Source organism: Cupriavidus gilardii (genome assembly GCF_013314895.1).
In the GTDB taxonomy this organism is placed as follows: domain Bacteria; phylum Pseudomonadota; class Gammaproteobacteria; order Burkholderiales; family Burkholderiaceae; genus Cupriavidus; species Cupriavidus gilardii_C.
On the sequence record NZ_JABTYE010000003.1, the window covers coordinates 136,584 to 158,459 of the forward strand.

General features: G+C 70.3%; 10 protein-coding genes. 7 read left to right on the forward strand and 3 right to left on the reverse strand.

Annotated elements, in window-relative coordinates:
- Positions 1-34: 34 nt before the first annotated feature.
- The 3 genes from HTY53_RS04015 to HTY53_RS04025 are packed head-to-tail and all read right to left on the reverse strand — an operon-like array spanning position 35 to position 5,573.
- Positions 35-2,758: a ligase-associated DNA damage response DEXH box helicase gene (locus HTY53_RS04015; protein WP_174105172.1), complete on the reverse strand. Its 2,724-nt coding sequence runs from the start codon at positions 2,756-2,758 to the stop codon at positions 35-37.
- A complete protein-coding gene (locus HTY53_RS04020; RefSeq protein ID WP_174105173.1) occupies positions 2,755-4,452 on the reverse strand; it encodes an ATP-dependent DNA ligase in 1,698 nt (565 codons plus the stop codon). Before HTY53_RS04020 ends, HTY53_RS04015 begins: the two co-directional genes overlap by 4 nt.
- Positions 4,449-5,573 carry a ligase-associated DNA damage response exonuclease gene (locus HTY53_RS04025; protein WP_174105174.1) on the reverse strand — a complete coding sequence of 375 codons (1,125 nt, stop codon included), beginning with the start codon at positions 5,571-5,573 and terminating at the stop codon, positions 4,449-4,451. Before HTY53_RS04025 ends, HTY53_RS04020 begins: the two co-directional genes overlap by 4 nt.
- A 414-nt stretch (positions 5,574-5,987) precedes the next feature.
- Between HTY53_RS04025 and HTY53_RS04030 the strand changes: the two genes are divergently transcribed.
- The 7 genes from HTY53_RS04030 (at position 5,988) to malQ (ending at position 21,731) form a co-directional block, all read left to right on the forward strand.
- Entirely contained in the window at positions 5,988-6,599 is a 612-nt protein-coding gene (locus HTY53_RS04030; RefSeq protein WP_174105175.1) for a type 1 glutamine amidotransferase domain-containing protein, read from the forward strand.
- A gap of 52 nt (positions 6,600-6,651) precedes the next feature.
- Positions 6,652-7,836 (forward strand): hypothetical protein, encoded by a 1,185-nt coding sequence (locus tag HTY53_RS04035; protein WP_174105176.1) that lies wholly within the window; start codon positions 6,652-6,654, stop codon positions 7,834-7,836.
- 273 nt (positions 7,837-8,109) lie between these two features.
- Positions 8,110-11,460 carry an alpha-1,4-glucan--maltose-1-phosphate maltosyltransferase gene (locus HTY53_RS04040; RefSeq protein WP_438820925.1) on the forward strand — a complete coding sequence of 1,117 codons (3,351 nt, stop codon included), beginning with the start codon at positions 8,110-8,112 and terminating at the stop codon, positions 11,458-11,460.
- The gene (gene treS, locus HTY53_RS04045; protein ID WP_174105177.1) at positions 11,457-14,876 is read left to right on the forward strand and encodes a maltose alpha-D-glucosyltransferase; all 3,420 of its coding nucleotides are present in this window, start codon (positions 11,457-11,459) and stop codon (positions 14,874-14,876) included. Before HTY53_RS04040 ends, treS begins: the two co-directional genes overlap by 4 nt.
- Positions 14,877-14,885: 9 nt before the next feature.
- A complete protein-coding gene (gene glgB / locus HTY53_RS04050; protein ID WP_254599798.1) occupies positions 14,886-17,153 on the forward strand; it encodes a 1,4-alpha-glucan branching protein GlgB in 2,268 nt (755 codons plus the stop codon).
- 11 nt (positions 17,154-17,164) lie between these two features.
- Entirely contained in the window at positions 17,165-19,294 is a 2,130-nt protein-coding gene (gene glgX / locus HTY53_RS04055) for a glycogen debranching protein GlgX (RefSeq protein WP_174105178.1), read from the forward strand.
- Between the two features lie 85 nt (positions 19,295-19,379).
- Positions 19,380-21,731 carry a 4-alpha-glucanotransferase gene (malQ, locus tag HTY53_RS04060; RefSeq protein ID WP_254599799.1) on the forward strand — a complete coding sequence of 784 codons (2,352 nt, stop codon included), beginning with the start codon at positions 19,380-19,382 and terminating at the stop codon, positions 21,729-21,731.
- Positions 21,732-21,876 lie beyond the last annotated feature (145 nt).

Sequence of the window (21,876 nt, forward strand, 5' to 3'; positions counted from 1 at the left end):
GAGGACGTCGACGACATCGACGACATCGGCGCACTCATAGCGGCGGCAGCGGCTTCGAGACCTTGCGCAGGCGCCGCCGCGGGCGGGATGAAGACGACGACGATGACGGCGATGACGGCGACGATGACGGCGGCGACGACGACGGGCCGGCGTGATCGGCCATGCCGAAGCGCGCGATCTCGGCGACGCGATCGAGCGGTGTCCCCTCCATCGGCACGGCGTCCTCCTGACCCTCGCCTTCCGGTCCCGCCGCCCGTTCGAGCTCGGCCAGCATCCGCGCGATGCGGTCCGCCAGTTTCTCGGTGCTGAGCTTTTCGCGCAGGAATTCGACGATCAGCGGGAACGACAGCGGCGTCGGCCGCTTCAGCACGCGCAGGTCCAGCCGCAGGCCCGCCAGCCGATCCAGCGTGCGCGACAGCCGCACGGCATCGAGCTCCTGGTTCAGCACCTCGCGCTCGGCCTGGCCCAGCAGCAGATTATCGGGATCGTGCTTGCGGAACACCTCGTAGAACAGGCTCGACGAGGCCTGCAACTGGCGCGCGCTCTTGTGCGCGCCGGGAAAGCCCTGGAACACCAATCCCGACACCCGCGCGATCTCGCGAAAGCGCCGCAGCGACAGTTCGCCGGCGTTGAGGCTGGCCAGCACATCGGCGACCAGATCGCGCTGGCGCTCCTGCGCGAGCACCAGCGGCAGCCAGTGCGCCCAGTCGAGCGGCGCGGCCGACAGCAGCTCGAGCCCGTAGTCGTTGACCGCGACCGAAATCGTGGTCGGCAACTGCGAACCGAGCCGCCACGCCAGCAGGCTGCCCAGGCCCAGATGCACCGAACGGCCGGCAAAGGGATACAGGAACAGGTGGGAGCCCTCGCGCGAGTTCAGCGTCTCGGCCAGCAGCGTGGTACGCGTCGGCAGCGCCGACCAGCGCTGCTGCAGTTCGACCAGGGGTCCGATCAGCGGCAGCTCCGGCGTGTCGGCGGGATCGAGCTTGCCGGCGGCGGCGTCCTCCAGCGTGGCGACGACCGCGTCCGCCAGTTCCGTCGACAGCGGCATGCGCCCGCCATTCCAGCGCGGCACCACGGGCCGTCCCTTTTCCGCCCGTCGGACGTAGGCGATCATCTCCTGCACGCGCACCAGCTCCAGCGGCCTGCCGCCGAACAGGAAGCAATCGCCCGGCGACAGCCGCGCGATAAACCCTTCCTCGACCGAGCCCAGCGACGCACCGCCGCGCCCGACGCGACTCCAGTAGCGGACCTGCATGGTCGCATCGCTGACGATGGTGCCGACGCTCATCCGGTGGCGGCGCGCGAGGCGAAGGTCAGGTACGCGCCAGACACCGTGCTCGTCGGGCTGTACGCGCCGATAGTCCGGATAGGCCGTCAGGCTGCTGCCGCCCCGCCGTACGAAGTCGAGGCACCACTGCCATTCGGCGTCGGTCAGCGTGCGATAGGCATAGGCGCCGCGCACTTCGTCGAGCAGCGCATCGGGAACGAAGCCGCCGCCCAGCGCGACCGTGACCAGATGCTGGACCAGCACGTCGAGCGGCTTCTCCGGCGACTCGCGCGCTTCGATGCGCCCCGCCATCACCGCGTGGCGGGCCGCCACCGCTTCGACCAGCTCCAGGCTGTGGGTCGGCACGATCGTCACGCGCGACGGCCGCCCCGGCGCATGGCCGGAACGGCCCGCACGTTGCAGCAAGCGCGCCACGCCCTTCGGCGAACCGACCTGCAGCACGCGCTCGACCGGCAGGAAATCGACGCCGAGGTCGAGGCTGGAGGTACAGATCACCGCCTTCAGCGCACCGGTCTTCAGGCCGCCCTCGACCCATTCGCGCACATCGCGATCGAGCGAGCCGTGATGGAGCGCGAGCCGTCCCGCCCAGTCGGACCGCGCCTCGAGCAGCGCCAGGTACCAGCGCTCGGCCTGCGAGCGGGTGTTCAGGAAGACCAGCGTGGTGCTGCTGCCTTCGATCTCGCGCACCACATGCGGCAGCATCGACAGGCCCAGATGCCCCGCCCACGGAAAGCGGCCGGCGGCATCGGGCAGCAGCGTATCGACGATCAATTGCTTCGGCACCTTGCCCTGCACCAGCTCGCGCGCGTGCACCGGCGTGCCGGACAGCAGCACGTCGCTGGCATGTTCGAGGTTGCCGAGCGTGGCCGACAAACCCCAGACCACCAGATCGGGACACCAGCGGCGCAGGCGCGCCAGCGCCAGCTGCACCTGCACGCCTCGCTTGTTGCCGATCAGCTCGTGCCATTCGTCGACCACCACCATGCGCACGCGGCCCAGCGCCTCCTTCGCGTCGGCCCGCGTCAGCAACAGCGACAGGCTCTCCGGTGTGGTGACCAGCGCGGTAGGCAGCCGCCTTGCCTGCGCGGCGCGCTCGCGGCTGCTGGTGTCACCGGTGCGAAGGCCGACGGTCCAGTTCAGTCCGAGGTCGGCCAGCGGCGCCTGCAGCGCACGCGCGGTATCGGCGGCCAGCGCGCGCATCGGCGTCAGCCACAGCACGGTCAGCGGCGGCGCCGCGGCGGTCTGCACCGCTGGATCGCCGTGGCGCAGCAACGCACCGAGCCAGGCCGCATAGGTCTTGCCGGTACCGGTGGTCGCATGCACGAGGCCGCTGCGCCCGGCAGCGATCGCCTGCCACACCTGGCGCTGGAACGGAAACGGCTGCCAGCCGCGCTCGGCAAACCATTGCGGCAGCGCCTGTGCCAGCGGCCCCGGGGGCAAGGCCAGCGCATTGTCCGTAAGCGCGGTCATGCCGCCTCCTCGCGTTCGGCGGGCGGCAGCATGCCCTGCAGCGTCTGCAGCGTGTCAGCCTCCTCGATCGTCTTGTCGGTACGCCAGCGCAGCATGCGCGGAAAGCGCACCGCGATGCCGCTCTTGTGCCGGCTGCTGCGGGCGATGCCCTCGAAGCCGAGTTCGAACACCTGGGTTGGCTCGACGCTGCGCACCGGGCCGAAGGTCTCGATGGTGGTCCGCCGCACGATCGCGTCGACCTGCCGCATCTCCTGGTCCGTCAGGCCGGAATAGGCCTTGGCAAACGGCACCAGCACCCGGCCCTCGATTCCCGGCGGCGCACTCCAGACCGCGAAGGTGAAGTCGGTGTAGAGGCTGGCGCGGCGGCCGTGACCGCGTTGCGCGTAGATCAGCACCGCGTCGACCGCATACGGGTCGATCTTCCATTTCCACCAGACGCCGACATCCTTGGTCCGGCCGGCGCCATAGGCCGCGTCCAGCGCCTTCAGCATGAACCCCTCGACGCCGAGCTCGCGCGACGATTCGCGCAGCGCCGCATAGCCGGGCCAGTCGTCGGCCTGCACCAGCGGACTGAGCCGCAACGACGGATGCGGATGCGCGGCCAGCAAGCGTTCGAGCGCGGCACGGCGCTCGCCCTGCGCGCGGCGGCGCCGGTCCTCGTCCTGCCATTCGAGCAGGTCGTAGGCCAGCAGCACCGCCGGGGCGTCGCGCAGCAGCTTCGCGCTCAGGTTTTTGCGGCCGATGCGCTGCTGCAGCAGCGCGAACGGCTGCACCCGCTCGTCGCGCCAGACCACGATCTCGCCGTCGATCACGGTGCCGTCCGGCAGCGGCGCGGCGGCCTCGGCCAGTTCGGGAAAGCGCTCGGTGATCAGGTCCTCGCCGCGCGACCAGATCCAGGTCTGGCCATCGCGCCGCACGATCTGCGCGCGGATGCCGTCCCATTTCCACTCGACCTGCCATTGCGAGACCGGGCCCAGCACCGCGTCGAACTGTTCGAGCGGCGCCTGCAGCGGATGCGCGAGAAAGAAGGGATAGGGCTGGCCGCCGCGACTGCGTGGCACGCTGGCGCCGTCGGCAACGTCATCGCCGTGCTCGCCGCCGCCGTCGGGGGCGATCAGCGCCAGATAGTGCTCGGCATCGGGCCGCGCCGAGATGTCGGTATAGCCGACCATCCGTTCTGCCACGCGCTTCGGATCGATCCCGGCGACGTCGCCCAGCGCCCGGGTGACCAGCAGCCGCGAGACGCCGACGCGAAACGCGCCGGTGATCAGCTTGAACAGCACCAGGCGCGCCTGCGCATCGAGCGGTCGCCACAGCGCATCGAGCTTGGGCAGCAGCACGTCCGGCGGCAGGCCCCGCAGCGGCAGCAGCCGCTGTTCGACCCATTCTGCGAGGCCCGCATCGTCCGTATGCTCGGACTCGGGCAGCAGCAGGGCGATGGTCTCGGCCAGGTCGCCGACGGCCTGGTAGCTCTCCTCGAACAGCCAGGTCGGCAGTCGCGCCGCCTGCTCGGCCAGCGTGCGCAGCATCGCCACCGGCACCATCTGGCGGGGCTTGCCGCCGGCGAGGAAATAGACTGCCCAGGCGGCATCGGCCGGCGGCGCGGCCTGCAGATAGGTGCGCAGCGCCGCCAGCTTGGCGTTGTTCGAGGTGGTCGCGTCGAGCGCGGCGTACAACTCGGCGAAGGCCTTCATGATGCGTCCCGCAGATCGGGCGCGGCGGCGGGGCCTCGCGCATCGTCCATCGCCCCGTCTGCCACAGGCGCCTCGGCGTTGCCGGGCGTCTCGCGGTCCGGGTCGTCACGGTCGTGGTCTTCCTCGTCGCCGTACTGCGTCTCGAACGCCTGCGCCTGCAACCCGCGTTCGCACAGATAGCGCACCATCGCGTGAACATAGCCATGCGTGACAAACACGCGCTGCGCACCGGTCGCCTCGATGGCCGCATGCAGCGCCGGCCAGTCGGCATGGTCGGAGACCACAAAACCGCGATCGACACCGCGGCGCCTGCGCGTGCCCCGAATCCGCATCCAGCCGCTGGCGAAGGCCTGGGCCGCATCGCCGAAGCGCCGCAGCCACGGCGAACGCTGCGCCGACGGCGGCGCGATCACGAGCGCCTGGCGCAGCAAGGGACTGCGCGCGGGCAGCTCGGAGGCGTGCACCGTGGCCGGCAACGCCACCCCCGCGGCGGCATAGGCCCGGTTCAGCGCAGTCATCGCGCCATGTTCGACGATCGGCCCCGGCAGCCCCGCTTCGCCGGCCTGCATCATCAGTCCATGCAGGATGCGCTGCGCCTTGCCGAACGCGTAGCAATAGAGCACGCTGGCCCGCCCCTGTCCGGCATTGGCGCGCCACCAAGACAGGATCTGCGCCATCAGTTCGGCTTGCGATTGCCAGCGATAGATCGGCAGACCGAAGGTGCTCTCGGTAATGAAGGTATCGCAGCGCACCGGCTCGAACGGTGCGCAGGTGCCGTCGTGCGCGAGCTTGTAGTCGCCCGATGCGACCCACACCTCGCCGCGGTACTCCAGCCGTACCTGGGCCGAGCCCAGCACGTGCCCGGCCGGATGCAGGCTGACGCGAACGCCGTTGTGCACGACCGGATCGCCATAGTCGAGGCTGTCGAGCCGGATCTCGGGCAGCCGCGACAGCAGCACGCCGCGCCCCGGCGCCGCGCACAGATAGTGGCCGCTGCCGGCGCGGGCATGGTCGGAATGGGCATGCGTGATGACGGCCCGTGCGACGGGGCGCCAGGGATCGATATAAAAGTCGCCCGGTGGGCAGTACAGCCCTTCGGGCCGCGCTACGACAAGGTCCATGGGTGCGGACTCCAGCTGCGATGGCCGCGCCGACGGGTTCAATGGATTCCATTGCCCAAGGGCCCCAGGGCCCCAGGGGTCCAGGGGTCCAGGGGTCCAAGGCTCCAGGGGGTCCTGGCAGTCCAATCGTCCATCGGCGGGCACATCGATAAACCGATGTTATGCCAGCGGCCGCTGCGGGCCCATCGGGCTTAGGCCGACGTCTGCCGGCACCACACCCGGGGGCACGCTTCTTGCCGCTCCAGACCCAAATAGACACGGACGCCGACTTACCGCAACACCTGCGACGCGGCGGCGAGCGCTTTTTTACCGCTCGCCGCAAAAGCTACAAACAAGGTCGTGCCAATCCGGGTCCGTATCGCTTGTCGCGTATCGCGTTCGTATCGACTTTCCCTGTGCAACGAGGACCGCAACATGAACCGGAACACGTCTCCCGACGCCCATCATCCCCTCGCAGGCAAGCGCATTGCCTTCCTCGTCACCGACCTGTTCGAACAGGTCGAACTGACGGGGCCGCGCCAGGCGCTGCAACAGGCCGGCGCCGAAACCGTCATCGTTGCGCCGCACGATGGCGAGGTGCAAGGCGCCCAGCATGACAAGAAGGCCGACCGCTTCGGCGTGCAGGCGACCCTGGCCGAGGCCCACCCCGACGACTTCGACGGCGTGGTGCTGCCCGGCGGCACCATGAATGCCGATGCGCTGCGCATGGATCAGGCCGCGCAGCGATTCGTCAAGAAGATGCAGGACGACGGCAAGCCGATTGCGGTGATCTGCCACGGTCCGTGGCTGCTGGTATCGGCGGGCCTGGTCAAGGGGCGTACGCTGACAAGTTGGCCCTCGCTCGCCGACGATATCCGCAACGCCGGCGGCGAATGGGTCGACCGCGAGGTCGTGCGCGACGGCAATTGGGTCAGCAGCCGCAAGCCGGACGATATCCCGGCGTTCAACCAGCAGATCGTCGCGCTGTTCGGCGAGCTGGGCAAACGCGCGAGCCAGGGCACCGAAGCCGGCGCGGGCCAGGCCTGATTCCATCCGGGCGGCGGGCCGTCGCCCGTGCTTCCACCGCAGCCACACAGCCATGCAGACCCGTATTGCTATCGACGCGCCCGACGACCTCGCGACGGCGCATGACGCGGCCACCGAGCTGGCGGTGCGCTGCGGCTTCGGCGAGATCGCCACCGAACGGTTGGGCCGCGCCGCAGTGGCGGCCGCCACCGGCATGCTCGACCACGCCGATGGCGGCGTGCTGCATCTGCGGCCGCTGCAGGAGGAAGTGACCGGGGCGGCCGCGCCGCAGGTCGAGATCCTGGCCGTCGACCGACCCGGTTCGCCCGGTTCGCCCGGTTCGCTCGATGCGTCGGGCGGGGCGGACGGCAGGCACGCCGGTGCGCGCGCCGGCGGCAGACTGGCCGCGCTGTACGAGCTGGTGACCGCGCTCGATCGCTACGACAGTCCCCTGGGTTCGGTGATAAGGATGACGCTGTCCCCTGCCGATCGTCCCGGCCCGGTGACGCTGCCGGCCGTCGCGGTGGGCGTGGTGTGGGCGCCGGCCGATGGCGATGTCGCGCCGGGCGGGCTCAACATCCATTCCGCGCGCGGGCTGTCGACCGTGGTGCTGGGCCTGGGACGTGGCGCGGAGGCGGCGCGTCGGGTCGCCGCGCTGCAGGGCTTCGGCGCGCAGATGCAACAGATCGACCGCGTCCGCGCCACGCTGCCCGGCGGCGGCGACATGGCGCTGGCCGCCGCCCAGATCGAAGCGCAGACCGGCTACGTTCGCGTGGCCGGCGCGGGCCGCTTCTGCGCCTGCGTGGTCCGGGCCGACCCGGAAGCCGCCAGCCCGATTGCGGTACAGCCGTTGCTGCGCCAGCGCGAGGCCCTCGTCGATGGCGGCGCGATGATGCGCGGGCCGCTGGCCCAGGCACAGGCCGGCTGGCCGCCGCAAGCGCTGCTGGTGTTGCATGACGACGGCCTGTCGTGGCCGTGGGCGCTGGAGGCCTACCCGGGCATGCTGGCCCACCATCCGGCCATCGTCGCCGCGGTTCTGCACCGCGATTACTGCCGACAGCCTGGCCATGGCTGCGTCCTGGTGTGCCGCCGAAGCGAAGAATGCACGGCGCCCGCCCCTGCGCGCCCTGCCTTGCCGAGCGCAGCGGCCGTGGTGGCGGCGGATGGGGACGGTAGCCGCCCGGTTGCGGCGGCCCGGCGCCCCGCCGGCGCCACCCGGCGACGGCGCAGTCCCGGTCCGGGGCGGCCGGCCGCCTGAGCCCCGCTTGCGCACCCGGCCCGAACCGCAGCCTGCGCCCGATCGCGCGGCACCGCTTCGGATACTTTCTGCCAGCGCGGCACTGTAGTTTTTACAGGCCACATTTCGGTGCGTGTCATTTCGGCAAGCGGCGTCCACGCCGCTATCGCGCGCCATGCCTTGCCCGGCAAGGGCGCCTCTGCCAGCGCGTCGGTGGATGTCCGACGCGGCGGTATATTGGCACGCGCTTCGCATCAGTGCCCGGACTGTCCTTCGCTTCCGACGAGCCAATCCGTGCGCATCTGCCAGATCGATCCGAATTCTGTCCACCAGGCCAACGACGGCACCCTCGGCGTCCTGGCCCGCGCCAAGGCGCTCGGCTTCGATCATGTGCTGCTGGCCGGCGCATCGCCGCTGCATACCCCGCCCGACACCCTGGCCGCGATGGCCGCCCACTGCCGCGCCCAAGGGCTGGCCTGCCTGCTGGAGCTGGCGCTGGACCGCTATCCCGACGGCGCCGCGCCGATCGATCCGGGCTGGCGGCACGACGGCGCGATGCCCGATCCGCGCGACACCGACAATCATCTGTCTGGCGCGCGCCTGCGCTGGCACGACGACGGCGTCGCCGCGGCGCTGGTGTCGTGGTGGACCGAACGGCTGCAGGGCCTGGCAGAACTCGATATCGCCGGCTATGTGTGCCGCGCGCCGGCACGCGTGGCGGGGCGGCACTGGAGCAAGCTGATCGCGGCGCTGAAAGGCGGGGGCGCGGCCGGCCAGGCCGCCACCGGCGCCCGCCGCCCGCCGCTGATGCTGGCCTGGACACCCGGCACCAGCCCCGGACAGCTGGCCGACCTGGCCGGCGCCGGCTTCGACGGCGCCTTCTGTTCGCTGCCGTGGTGGGATTACCGCAGCCCGTGGCTGACCGAGGAAATCGCGCGGTTGCGCCCCTTCGGTGCGGTCCTGGCGGCGCCGGCGATGCAGGCCCGCGGCCTGGACGCGCTGGCGGCGCGGCGCGCCCTGTGGACCGCCGCGGCGCTCGGCGACGGCATCCTGGTGCCGGCGGGCTTCGAATGCGGCGGCGGCGATTGCGACGAGGACCCACCGGGCGATCAAGGCAATCGGGGCAACCCAGGCAATCGAAGCAATCGGCAGGGCGGTAGCGATGACGATGGCGATCCCTCGCTCACCTACGACCTGTCGCACGAACTGATTCACGCCAACGCCTGGATCGCCGCGCGCGGGCCGGCCCCGGCGCTGGCGGTACGCCAGCTGAGCGGCGCCGATGGCGCGCTGATCGCACTGGCCCGGCTGCCGATGCCCGCCTCGGGGGCGCCGCTGCCTCTGGCCATCGTCATCAATCCCGATGCGCAGCAGCCGGCCACGCTCGGCGCCGATCGCATCCTCAGCGCCCTGCCCCATGGCGCCGGCACGCTGCTGGCGGCCGATGGCGGCCCCGGCGGCGGCGTCGAGCCCGGCACGCTGCTCGATGCGCTGGACAACATCACGCTGGCGCCGGCCGGCGTGCAGCTGTTTCATGCCGCGCCATCGGCGGCGCTGGCCGAGCCGGCCCGGCGCGAGGGCAAGCGCTTCGGGGCATCGGTGCGCGCCGCGCTGGAGCGCAGCGCCGCCGCGGCCGTGCAGGGGCCGCGCATCGCCATCGAGAACGTCGCGCCGGCCTGCGACAACGGCCGCTTCGCGGTGCGCCGCGTGACCGGAGAGCGCGTCGAGGTCAGCGCCGACATCTGGATGGACGGCCACGACAAGCTCGCCGCCGTGGTGTTGTGGCGCGGTCCCGGCGAGGAAAGCTGGCACGAGGCGCCGATGGCGCCGACCGTCAACGACCGCTGGGTCGGCAGCTTCGCGCTGACCGCGCTGGGCCGGCACGAATTCACCGTCGAGGCCTGGCACGATGCCTTCGCCACCTGGTGCGACGAGGTCACCAAGAAGAAGCAGGCCGGCGTCGACGTGACGCTGGAAATCGAGGAAGGCGCGCGCCTGGTCGCCAATACGCTGCGGCACGGCCGCACCGGCGAGCGCGAGGCATCGCGCGCCCTGCGCGAAGTCGTCGCCGAACTGGAGGCGGCCGCCGGGGACGATCTGCGCCGGCTGGAAATCCTGCTGTCGCCGCAGACCCGCACGCTGATGCAGGCCGCCGATCCGCGCCATTTCTCCACGCGTCATCCGGTCGCGATGCCGGTCGAGGCCGATCGGCTGGCGGCGCGCTTTGCCAGCTGGTACGAGCTGTTTCCGCGCTCGCAAAGCAACGACGCCGAGCGTCACGGCACCTTCGACGACGTGATCGCCCGCCTGCCGGCCATCCGTGCAATGGGCTTCGACGTGCTGTATTTCCCGCCGATCCATCCGATCGGCAAGACCAACCGCAAGGGCCGCAACAACAGCCTGCGGGCGGCGCCCGACGATCCCGGCAGCCCCTACGCGATCGGCTCGCCGGAGGGCGGCCACGACGCGATCCATCCGCAGCTTGGCACGCTCGAGGACTTCCGCCGGCTGCGTGCGGCCAGCGCCGCGGCCGGGCTCGAACTGGCGCTGGACTTTGCCATCCAGTGCTCACCCGACCATCCGTGGCTGCGCGAGCATCCGGAGTGGTTCGCGCACCGGCCCGACGGCTCGCTGCGCTACGCGGAGAACCCACCGAAGAAATACGAGGACATCGTCAACGTCGATTTCTACGCCAAGGGCGCCGCCGCGCCGGCGCTGTGGATCGCGCTGCGCGACGTGGTGATGTTCTGGGTCAGCGAGGGCGTGCGCATCTTCCGCGTCGACAATCCGCACACCAAGCCGCTCCCGTTCTGGGAGTGGATGATCGCCAACGTGCGGGAACGTCATCCCGACACCATCTTCCTGGCCGAGGCGTTCACCCGGCCCAAGATGATGGCGCGGCTGGCCAAGCTCGGCTTCAGCCAGTCGTACACCTACTTCACCTGGCGCAACCACAAGCGCGAGCTGATCGAGTACATGACGGAGCTGACGCGCACGCCGCTGCGCGAATTCTTCCGCCCGCACTTCTTCGTCAACACGCCGGACATCAACCCCTATTTCCTGCACGACTCGGGACGGCCGGGCTTCCTGATCCGCGCCGCGCTCGCCACGCTGCTGTCCGGGCTTTGGGGCATGTACAACGGCTTCGAACTGTGCGAGGGCACGCCGCTGGTGGTCAACGGCGTGACCAAGGAGGAGTATCTGGATTCGGAGAAGTACCAGCTGCGTGCCTGGGACTGGAACCGGCCGGGCAATATCGTTGCCGAGATCACGCGGCTGAACCAGATCCGCGCCAGCCACCCGGCGCTGCAGAACCACCTCGGCCTGCGCTTCCTGCACGCCAGCGACGATGCCGTGCTGTACTTCGCGCGCTACGTGCCGACCTCGCACGATGCGGACGCCGGCTTCGGCGACGACGTGCTGCTGGTCGCGATCAACCTGGACCCGCGCGCGGTGCGCGAGGCCGATATCGAACTGCCGCTGTGGGAATGGGGCCTGCCCGACCACGGCGCACTGGCTGCCGAGGATCTGATGCACGGCCATCGTTTCGTGTGGCAAGGCAAACATCAACGCATCCGGCTCGATCCGCATGCCCTGCCGTTCGCCCTCTGGCACGTCAAGCCACGGCGCGAGGAGTCTGCATGAAGCGCCTGTCCGAACGCGGCAGCACCGCGCTGCTCAACGCCGATCCGCTCTGGTACAAGGACGCGGTCATCTATCAGCTGCACATCAAGTCGTTCTACGACGCCAATGGCGACGGCGTCGGCGATTTCGCCGGCCTGCTGGCCAAGCTCGACTACCTGGTCAGCCTGGGCGTCGACACGATCTGGCTGCTGCCGTTCTATCCGTCGCCGCGCCGCGACGACGGCTACGACATCGCCGACTATCGCAACGTCCATCCCGAATACGGCACGCTGGCGGACGCGCGCCGCTTCATCGCGGCCGCCCATGCGCGCGGACTGCGCGTGATCACCGAGCTGGTGATCAACCACACCTCGGATCAGCATCCCTGGTTCCAGCGCGCCCGCCATGCCAAGCGGGGCTCGGCCGCGCGCAACTACTACGTCTGGTCCGACACCGATCAGGCCTACAGCGGCACGCGCATCATCTTCTGCGACACCGAGAAGTCGAACTGGAGCTGGGACCCGGTGGCCGGGGCGTATTTCTGGCACCGCTTCTATTCGCACCAGCCGGATCTGAACTTCGACAATCCGCTGGTGCTGCGCGACGTGCTGTCGGTGATGCGGTTCTGGCTCGATATGGGCATCGACGGCCTGCGGCTCGATGCGGTGCCCTATCTGGTCGAGCGCGAGGGCACCAGCAACGAGAACCTGCCCGAGACCCATGCGGTGATCCGCCAGATCCGCAAGCATCTGGACGACCATTACCAGGGCCGGCTGCTGCTGGCCGAGGCCAATATGTGGCCCGAGGACGCGCAGCAGTACTTCGGCGGCGCGCCGGCCACCGGCGAGCGGCCCGCGCACGGCGACGAATGCCATATGGCGTTCCACTTCCCGCTGATGCCGCGCATGTACATGGCGATCGCACGGGAGGATCGCTTCCCGATCACCGACATCATCCGGCAGACGCCGGAGATTCCGCCGAACTGCCAGTGGGCGATCTTCCTGCGCAATCACGACGAACTGACGCTGGAGATGGTGACCAGCAGCGAGCGCGACTATCTGTGGGAGGTCTATGCCTCGGACCGCCGCGCGCGCATCAATCTGGGCATCCGCCGCCGGCTGGCGCCGCTGATGGAACGCGACCGCCGCCGCATCGAGCTGATGAACAGCCTGCTGTTCTCGATGCCGGGCACGCCGGTGATCTACTACGGCGACGAAATCGGCATGGGCGACAACATCCATCTGGGCGACCGCGACGGCGTGCGCACGCCGATGCAGTGGTCGCCGGACCGCAACGGCGGCTTCTCGCATGCCGATCCGGAACGGCTGGTGCTGCCGCCGCTGCAGGGCCCGCTGTACGGCTACGAGGCGGTCAATGTCGAGGCGCAGTCGCGCGACACCCATTCGCTGCTCAACTGGATGCGGCGCATGCTGGCGCTGCGGCGGCAGCACCGCGCTTTCGGCCGCGGCAGCTTCCGTTTCCTGTTCCCGGGCAACCGGAAGATCCTCGCCTATCTGCGCGAATACGAGGGCGAGCACATTCTTTGCGTAGCCAATCTGTCGCGCGCGCCGCAGGCAGTCGAACTCGATCTGTCCGAGTTCGAGGGCCGAGTGCCGGTCGAGATGCTCGGCGCCACGCCGTTCCCGGCAATCGGCCAGTTGACCTATCTACTGACGCTGCCGCCCTATGGCTTTTACTGGTTCGTGCTATCCACCGAGGCGCAGCCGCCGTCCTGGCACGTCGACGCTCCGCAGCAGATGCCCGAGCTGATCACGCTGATCATGCAAAACACCACGCAAGCCGACCTGACCGAAGCGTCGCGTCGCATTCTGTCCAACGAGGTGCTGCCGGACTACATCAGCCGGCGGCGCTGGTTCGGCGCCAAGAGCGAGAAGATCCAGGGCGTCACGATTTCCTATGCCGTTCCGTTCGGCGCCGCCGTGCCGGGCGAGGCGCTCTACCTGTCCGAGGTCGAAGTCGCGTTGCAGGGACGCAAGGAGTGCTACCAGCTGCCGGTCAGCGTGCTGTGGGACCACGACGCGCCCGGGGCGAGCGTGCCGCAACTGGCCCACGGGCTGGCGATGGCGCGCGTGCGCCGCGGCAGCCGGGTCGGCCTGGCCACCGACGGCTTCGTGGTCGAGCGCTTCGCACGCGAGGTCGTCACCGCGCTGCGCGCCGGCGCGCACATGGCCACGCCGCGCGGGGAAGTCCACTTCCGCGGCGCGCCAGGTCTGGCGGACCTGCCGCTCGAAAGCGACCCGATCCAGTGGATGTCGGCCGAGCAGTCCAACAGCTCGCTGTCGTTCAACAACTCCGCGGTGCTCAAGCTGGTGCGGCGCGTCTCCGGCGGCATCCATCCGGAGGCCGAGATGACGCGCTACCTGACCGAGCAGGGCTATGCCAACGCGGCGGCGCTGCTGGGCGAGGTGGTACGCACCGGCGCCGATGGCACGCCTCATACGCTGATGCTGCTGCAGGGCTACATCCTGAACCAGGGCGACGGCTGGAACTGGACGCTCGACTACATCGGCCGCGCCATCGATGACGCGCTGCCGCTGGAAAACGGCGACGACGAATTCACCGAGGCGATGCGAGGCTTCGCCGCCATGGCCGCCACGCTGGGCCGGCGGCTGGCGGAGCTGCACGCGGTGCTGGCCCGCCCGTCCGACGACGAGGCCTTCACGCCGGTGCCGGCCGGCGAGGCGCAGGTGCGCGAATGGACCGACGACGCGATGGCGGCGCTGAACACCGCGCTGCAACTGCTCTCCGCCGGTGCCGGACAGCCGCCGCAAGGGGCGATCGGCGAGCGCTTCCGCGCGGACGCGCAGACCGTGCTCGACAGCCGCGAACGCCTGCCGGAGCTGGTCGCCTCGCTCGCCGCCGCGGCGCCCGGCAGCCTGCAGACGCGCATTCACGGCGATCTGCATCTGGGCCAGGTGCTGATCGCGCAGAACGACACCTACATCATCGACTTCGAGGGCGAACCGGGCCTGCCGCTGTCGTATCGGCGCCGCAAGACCTCGCCGCTGCGCGACGTGGCCGGCATCCTGCGCTCGTTCGACTATGCGGCGGCCACGGTCGGCACCGACCGCAGCGAGCGCACCCATTCCGCGCTGCCGCCGGCGCAGGCAGAGCGGCGCGAAGGCTTGCTCGAGCGCTTCCGCCAGACTGCCGCCGACGCCTTCCTTGGCGGCTATCGCGAGGTCGCCGACACCGCCCTGCACCCGTGGGTCGGCGCCGGCCAGGTGCAGCCGCTGCTCGACCTGTTCCTGCTCGAGCGCGCCGCCTACGAAGTCAAATACGAAGCCGACAACCGGGTCGCCTGGATCGATCTGCCGGTCCACGGGCTGGCGCGGCTGATCCGCACGCTGACGGGCACGCCCGCCGGCACGGCCGCGGCGCCGCCGGCGTCGCCGCCCCCCGCCCCTCACGTCTGAGACGCAATCATGGCCACTACGACTTTCTCCGGCCCCGCGTCGACGCGGGGCCAGCACGGGCAATCCGAGCACACCGCCGCACAATACGACGCCCTGCTGGGCGCGCGGCATGCGGATCCGTTTTCGCTGCTCGGCCCGCACCGCGAGGGCGACCGCATGGTGGTGCGCGCCTGCCTGCCCGGCGCGCAGTCGGTCGCACTGACCGACAACCTCGGCAACACGATCGGACCGATGCAGTGCATCCACGCCGGCGGCATCTTCGCCGGCACGCTGCCGGACAAGCTGGGCCGGCGCGACTACCGGCTCGATATCACCTGGGGCGACGGCACCCGCCAGCTGAGCGCCGACCCCTACTCCTTCGACTTGCTGCTCGGCGAGCTTGACCTGCACCTGATCGGCGAGGGCCGGCATTTCGAACTGGGCCGCTGCCTGGGCGCGCAATGGATGACGGTCGACGGCATCGAGGGCGTGCGCTTCGCGGTGTGGGCGCCCAATGCCAGCCGGGTCTCGGTGATCGGCGACTTCAACGGCTGGCATCCGGCGCGCCATCCGATGCGGCTGCGCTACGGCGTCGGCGTCTGGGAGCTGTTCGTGCCGGCGAACCTCGGCGTGCAGCCGGGCAGCCGCTACAAATTCGATCTGAGCGACGCGCACGGCCATCCGCTGCCCGACAAGGCCGATCCGCTGGCGCTCGCGACCGAACTGCCGCCGGGCACCGCCTCAGTCGTCACGCAGGCCGGCGTGTCGGCGCCGCCGTTCGGCTGGACCGACCAGGCCTGGATGAGCCGCCGCGCCAGCCAGGATCCGTACTCGACGCCGATGTCGATCTACGAAGTCCATGCCGGCTCCTGGCTTCGCGAAGTCAACGATCCCTCCCGCGGCTGGGAAATCCTGGCCGAGCGCCTGATTCCCTATGTGCGCGACCTGGGCTTTACCCATATCGAGCTGCTGCCGATCACCGAGCATCCCTTCGGCGGCTCCTGGGGCTATCAGCCGCTGTCGCTGTTCGCGCCCACCGCGCGCTTCGGGCCGCCGCAGGCCTTCGCCGCCTTCGTCGACCGCTGCCACGAGGCCGGCATCGGCGTGATCCTCGACTGGGTGCCGGCGCACTTCCCGACCGATCCGCACGGCCTCGCCGAATTCGACGGCACCGCGCTGTACGAGCACCAGGACCCGCGCGAAGGCTTCCACCAGGACTGGAACACGCTGATCTACAACCTCGGCCGCAACGAGGTGCGCGGCTTCCTGCTGGCCAGCGCGCTGCACTGGTTGCGCGAGTTCCATATCGACGGGCTGCGCGTCGACGCGGTCGCCTCGATGCTGTATCGCGATTACAGCCGCAAGGCCGGCCAGTGGGTGCCGAACCGCTTCGGCGGGCGCGAGAACCTGGAGGCGGTGTCCTTCCTCCGCGAGCTGAACACGGTGGTGCGCGAGCGCTGCCACGGCGCGATGACGATCGCCGAGGAATCGACCGCCTGGCCGGGCGTGACCGCCCCGGTCGACAGCGGCGGGCTGGGCTTCACCTTCAAGTGGAACATGGGGTGGATGCACGACACGCTGCGCTACCTGTCGCACGATCCGGTGCACCGCGCCTGGCATCACCAGGACATGACGTTCGGCATGGTCTACGCGTGGTCCGAAGCGTTCGTGCTGCCGCTGTCGCACGACGAGGTGGTGCACGGCAAGGGCTCGTTGATCAACAAGGCGCCGGGCGACCACTGGCAGAAGCTGGCGAACCTGCGCGCGTACTTCGGCTTCATGTGGACCCACCCGGGCAAGAAGCTGCTGTTCATGGGCGGCGAGCTGGCGCAGTGGCTCGAATGGAATCACGAGAGCGAGCTGGACTGGGCGCTGCTCGACCACCCCAACCACCGCGGCATGCAGATGCTGGTGCGGGATCTGAACCGCGCCTATCGCGAGCTGCCCGCGCTGCACGCCTGCGACCATCATCCCGGAGGCTTCAGCTGGGTGATCGGCGACGACAGCCATAACAGCGTGTTCGCTTACCTGCGCCGCGCCGCGCCGGACAGCGACGATGCGGTGCTGGTGGTGGTCAACATGACGCCGTTGCCGCGGCCGGGCTACCGGCTCGGCGTGCCGCATGCCGGGCGCTGGCAGGAGATCATCAATACCGATGCCGCCTGCTACGGCGGCAGCAACGTCGGCAACGGCGGCGAGCTGTTCGCGGAAGGCATGCCGTCGCACGGGCTGCCCGCCTCGCTGTCGCTGACGCTGCCGCCGCTGGCGATGCTGCTGCTGCGCCATCTGCCCGACTAGGAGGGTCCTGCTTGTCGCGTTCCCCGATCGCCAGCACGCTCCTTCCCGGCAAACCCTACCCGCTCGGCGCGCATTGGGACGGCCTCGGAATCAACTTCGCGGTGTTCTCGGCCAACGCCACCAGAGTCGAGCTATGCCTGTTCTCGCGCAACGGGCGCAAGGAACTGGCGCGGCTGCCGATGCCGGAATGCACCGACGAGGTCTGGCACGGCTATCTGCCGCACGCCGCGCTCGGCACCGTGTACGGCTATCGCGTGCACGGTCCCTACGAACCGCATCACGGCCATCGCTTCAATCCCGCCAAGCTGCTGCTGGACCCCTATGCGCGCAAGCTGACCGGCCCGCTGCGCTGGGCCGATGCGCTGTTCGGCTACCGGCTGCAGAGTCCGCGCGCCGACCTGACGCCCGACCGGCGCGACAGCGCGCCGATGATGCCGAAGGCCATCGTCGTCGACGAGAGCTTCCATTGGGGCGACGACCGCCCGCCGGCGGTACCGTGGGAGCGCACGGTCATCTACGAGGCGCATCTGCGCGGGCTCTCCATGCGGCGCGACGATCTGCTGCCGCATCAACGCGGCACCTTCGCCGCGCTGTGCGATCCGCGCTTCGTCGACCATCTGCATCACCTCGGCGTGACCACCATCGAGTTGCTGCCGATCCACGCCTTCCTGCAGGACCGCTTTCTGGTCCAGCGCGGGCTGCGCAACTACTGGGGCTACAGCACGCTGAGCTACTACGCGCCCGAGCCGGCCTATCTGAGCGGCGGCGAGCTCAACGAGGTCAAGGTCGCGATCCGCCGGCTGCACGCGGCCGGCATCGAGGTGATTCTGGACGTCGTCTACAACCACACCTGCGAGGGCAACGAGCTTGGCCCGACACTGTCGTGGCGAGGGCTGGACAACGCCAGCTACTACCGGCTGGTGCCGGGCGACGAGCGCCATTACATCAACGACACCGGCTGCGGCAACACGCTGAACCTGTCGCATCCGCGCGTGCTGCAGATGGTGCTCGATTCGCTGCGCTACTGGGTCCAGTGCTATCACGTCGACGGCTTCCGCTTCGACCTTGGCAGCACGCTGGGCCGCGAAGGCAACGGCTTCGATCCGGGCGCCGGCTTCTTCGACGCGGTGCTGCAGGACCCGGTGCTGTCGCGCGTCAAGCTGATTTCGGAGCCGTGGGACCTGGGCCCCGGCGGCTATCAGGTCGGCAACCATCCGCCCGGATTTGCCGAATGGAACGACAAGTTCCGCGACACCGTGCGGCGCTACTGGCGCGGCGACCCCGGCCAACGGGGCGATCTGGCAGCGCGGCTGACCGGTTCGGCCGATCTGTTCGACCGGCGCCATCGCAAGCCCTGGGCCTCGATCAACTTCGTCACCGCGCACGACGGCTTCACGCTGGCCGACCTGGTCAGCTATGCCGCCAAGCACAACGAGGCCAACGGCGAGGACAACCGCGACGGCACCGACGACAACGCCAGCGCGAACTGGAGCCCGGACGGCACGGTGGAAGGTCCGACCGAGGACCCCGAGATCCTCGCCACCCGCAACCGGGTCGCGCGCGCGATGATGGCCACGCTGCTGCTGTCGCAGGGCACGCCGATGCTGACCGCCGGCGACGAATGGCTGCGTTCGCAACAAGGCAACAACAACGCCTACTGCCAGGACAACGAGTTGTCCTGGCTGAACTGGGACGACGCGCAGACGCCGACAGGGCGCGGGATGGTCGAATGCGTGCGCCGGCTGCTGGGCCTGCGCTCGCGGCTGCCGGCCTATGCGGAGCGCCAGTTCCTCCACGGTCGTCACGAATTCGCCCCCGGCCTTCACGATATCGGCTGGTTCGGCGTCGACGGCCAACCGCTGACGCCCGAACAGTGGTCCAATCCGGAAGAGCGGACGCTCGCCCTCCGGCGCGCCACGCGCGACGCCGACGGGCAGGTCCACGTGACGGTGCTGCTGCTGAACGCCGGCACCGAGCCGGTCGAATACCGGCTGCCGCCGCCGGCGCTGATCTGGTCGCGGCTGTTCGACAGCGCCCGGCCGGAATTGCCGGAGGCGCCGCTCGATCATCCGACCCAGCCGGTGGCGCCCCACTCCGCGGTACTGCTGGCCGCCACGCTGGCGCCGTCGGGGCCATCGTAGCGGGCAGCCTCGTTCGTCGGCCATCGTCAGGCACCGTCCGCCATCGTCCTTCATCCCGACCAGCCAGCCACAAAGGAGTCTCATCATGCCGCGCCAAGCCAACCCCGATGCCGCGCTGGCCTCGCTGCACCTGCTCGCCGAGCGCGCCGGCCTGCTGGTGCATTGGCAGGATGCCCAGGGGCGCGATCGCGTGGTCCCCGAAGATTCGCTGCGCGCCGTGCTCGAGCGGCTCGACCTGCCCTGCAAGACCATCGGCCAGTGCGAGGCGTCGCGGGCGCGGATGCTCGCCGACGACGCCGCCACCGCGCTGGCGCCGGTGCTGACCGCGGACCAGGGCAAGCCGATCCGCGTGCCGCTCGCGCATACCCGGCAGGAGCAGCCGTTCCGGCTCGAACTGGAAGACGGCAGCGTGCAGACCGGCGTGGCGCGGCGCGATGCGCACAGCGCGCTGGTCGTGCCGGCGGTGCAGAGCTATGGCTACCATCGGCTGCTGCTGGGCGACGTCCAGGTGACGGTGGCGGTCGCGCCGCCCCGCTGCTTCGGCGTGCAGGACGCTCTGCGCGCGATCGGGCTTTCCGAGCAGGAGCGCGCCAGGCGCAAGCCCTGGGGCGCGTCGGTGCAGGTCTATGGTCTGCGTCGCGGCGCGCCGGCCGGCATGGGCGATCTGAGCGCGCTGGCGATGTTCGCCGAGGCGGCCGCGCGCGAAGGCGCCGACGCGTTGGCGATCAGCCCGCTGCACGCCGGCTTCGCCGCCTTTCCCGATCGCTACAGCCCGTACTCGCCGTCGAGCCGGCTGTTCCTGAACGTGCTCTATGCCGACCCCGCCCCGGTGTTCGGCCACGCCGCGGTGGCGCGCGCCATCTCGGCGCTGCAGCTCGGCGGCACCTTGCAGACGCTCGAGTCCAGGGCCGAGATCGACTGGCCGGCGGTCGCGCAGGCACGTCTGAAGCTGACGCGCTGGCTGTGGGACCACCGGGACCAGCTGCTGCCGGCGGACGCCGCCGACGATCTGGCCACCTTCCGCACCGAGGGCGGCACGCCGCTGCTCGCGCACGCCGCCTTCGAGGCCCTGCAGGCACAGCACCTGGCCCAGGCCGGCACCCGCGCCGAGATCCAGGTGGCCGCGGACTGGCGGCGCTGGCCGGTCACGCATCGCTCGCCGCAGGACGCGGCGCTGTCCGCCTTCGCCAGCGCCTTCCCCGACGAGATCGGCTACCACGTGTTCCTGCAATGGCTGGCCGAGGACGGGCTGCGCGCCGCGCAGCGCAGCGCCCGCGATGCCGGCATGGCGATCGGGCTGATCGGCGACCTCGCGGTTGGCACCGATCCGACCGGCAGCCATGCCTGGACCCGGCAGAACGAGATGCTGCACGGATTTTCGGCCGGCGCCCCGCCCGACGTGTACAACGCGCAAGGCCAGAGCTGGGGCATCACGGTGTTTTCGCCGCGTGGCCTGCGCCGGCATGGCTACTCGGCGTTTATCGAGATGCTGCGCGCAAACCTCGCGCATGTCGGCGGGCTGCGCATCGACCATGCGCTCGGTCTGGCGCGGGTCTGGCTGGTGCCCGAAGGCGCGCCGCCGGACGCTGGTGCCTATCTGCGCTACCCGATGGACGACCTGCTGCGCTTGATTGCGCTCGAATCGTGGCGCCATCGCGCGATCATCATCGGCGAGAACCTCGGCACGGTGCCGGACACCTTCAACGCCACGCTGGCCGAACGCGGCATGCTCGGCATCGATGTGCTGTGGTTCGAGCGGACGCAGCGCCAGGGCGAAGGCAAGGACGAGGCCACGGGAGCGGCGGGCGGCAAATCCGGAGGGAAATCCGGCGCACGCTCGGCCAACGAAGAAACCGGGGCCATGAACAGCAACGCGGGCAGCGGTGCGGCAGGCCGTGCGGCCAGCAACACGGTACCCGAGCCGGCGCAAGACACCGCCGCGGCAGAGCCGGACGCCACCGCCGCCTTCGTGCCGCCGGAGCAATGGCCGCCCAATGCGGTCGCGACCTCGACCACGCACGACCTGCCGACCATCGCCGGCTGGTGGGCCGGGCAGGACATCACCTGGCGCGCACGTCTGGGCCAGCTCGGCCCCGACGTGACCGAGGCCGCCGCCCGCTCGGAGCGCGCCCGCGACCGGCAGGCGCTGTGGCAGGCGCTGTGCGAGGCGGGGGTGGCCAGGGGCGAGGCGCCGGACCCCGATCGCGCCCCGGTCGCGACGATCCTGGCCTGGCTGTCGCGCGCGCGCACGCCGCTGCGGCTGGTGCCGGTCGAAGATCTGCTGGCCGATGTCGAACAGCCCAATCTGCCCGGCACCACCAGCGGTCATCCGAACTGGCAGCGCAGGCTGCGCTTCGACGTGCAGGCGTTGTTCAGCCAGCCGGGCGTGCAGCGGCGCATCGACGCGCTGCGGACGGGTCGCGCGCCCAGGGGCTGAGGCGCGGAACCACGTCGCCGCGCGATGCCGTCATGCCGCGCGCATCGCGCCGGCATACCGCACACAGAGGGCCACGGCGGCCAACGTGCCCCTGGCGCGCCGCTTGCATGGCAAGGTCGAAACGATTGCGATCTGCCAATACAAG

Coding starts and splice junctions, on each gene's coding strand:
- HTY53_RS04015 (WP_174105172.1), bottom strand. CDS start 2,758: ATGACCGCGCTTACGGACAATGCGCTGGCCTTGCCCCCGGGGCCGCTG.
- malQ (WP_254599799.1), top strand. CDS start 19,380: ATGCCGCGCCAAGCCAACCCCGATGCCGCGCTGGCCTCGCTGCACCTG.
- HTY53_RS04025 (WP_174105174.1), bottom strand. CDS start 5,573: ATGGACCTTGTCGTAGCGCGGCCCGAAGGGCTGTACTGCCCACCGGGC.
- treS (WP_174105177.1), top strand. CDS start 11,457: ATGAAGCGCCTGTCCGAACGCGGCAGCACCGCGCTGCTCAACGCCGAT.
- HTY53_RS04020 (WP_174105173.1), bottom strand. CDS start 4,452: ATGAAGGCCTTCGCCGAGTTGTACGCCGCGCTCGACGCGACCACCTCG.
- glgB (WP_254599798.1), top strand. CDS start 14,886: ATGGCCACTACGACTTTCTCCGGCCCCGCGTCGACGCGGGGCCAGCAC.
- HTY53_RS04030 (WP_174105175.1), top strand. CDS start 5,988: ATGAACCGGAACACGTCTCCCGACGCCCATCATCCCCTCGCAGGCAAG.
- HTY53_RS04035 (WP_174105176.1), top strand. CDS start 6,652: ATGCAGACCCGTATTGCTATCGACGCGCCCGACGACCTCGCGACGGCG.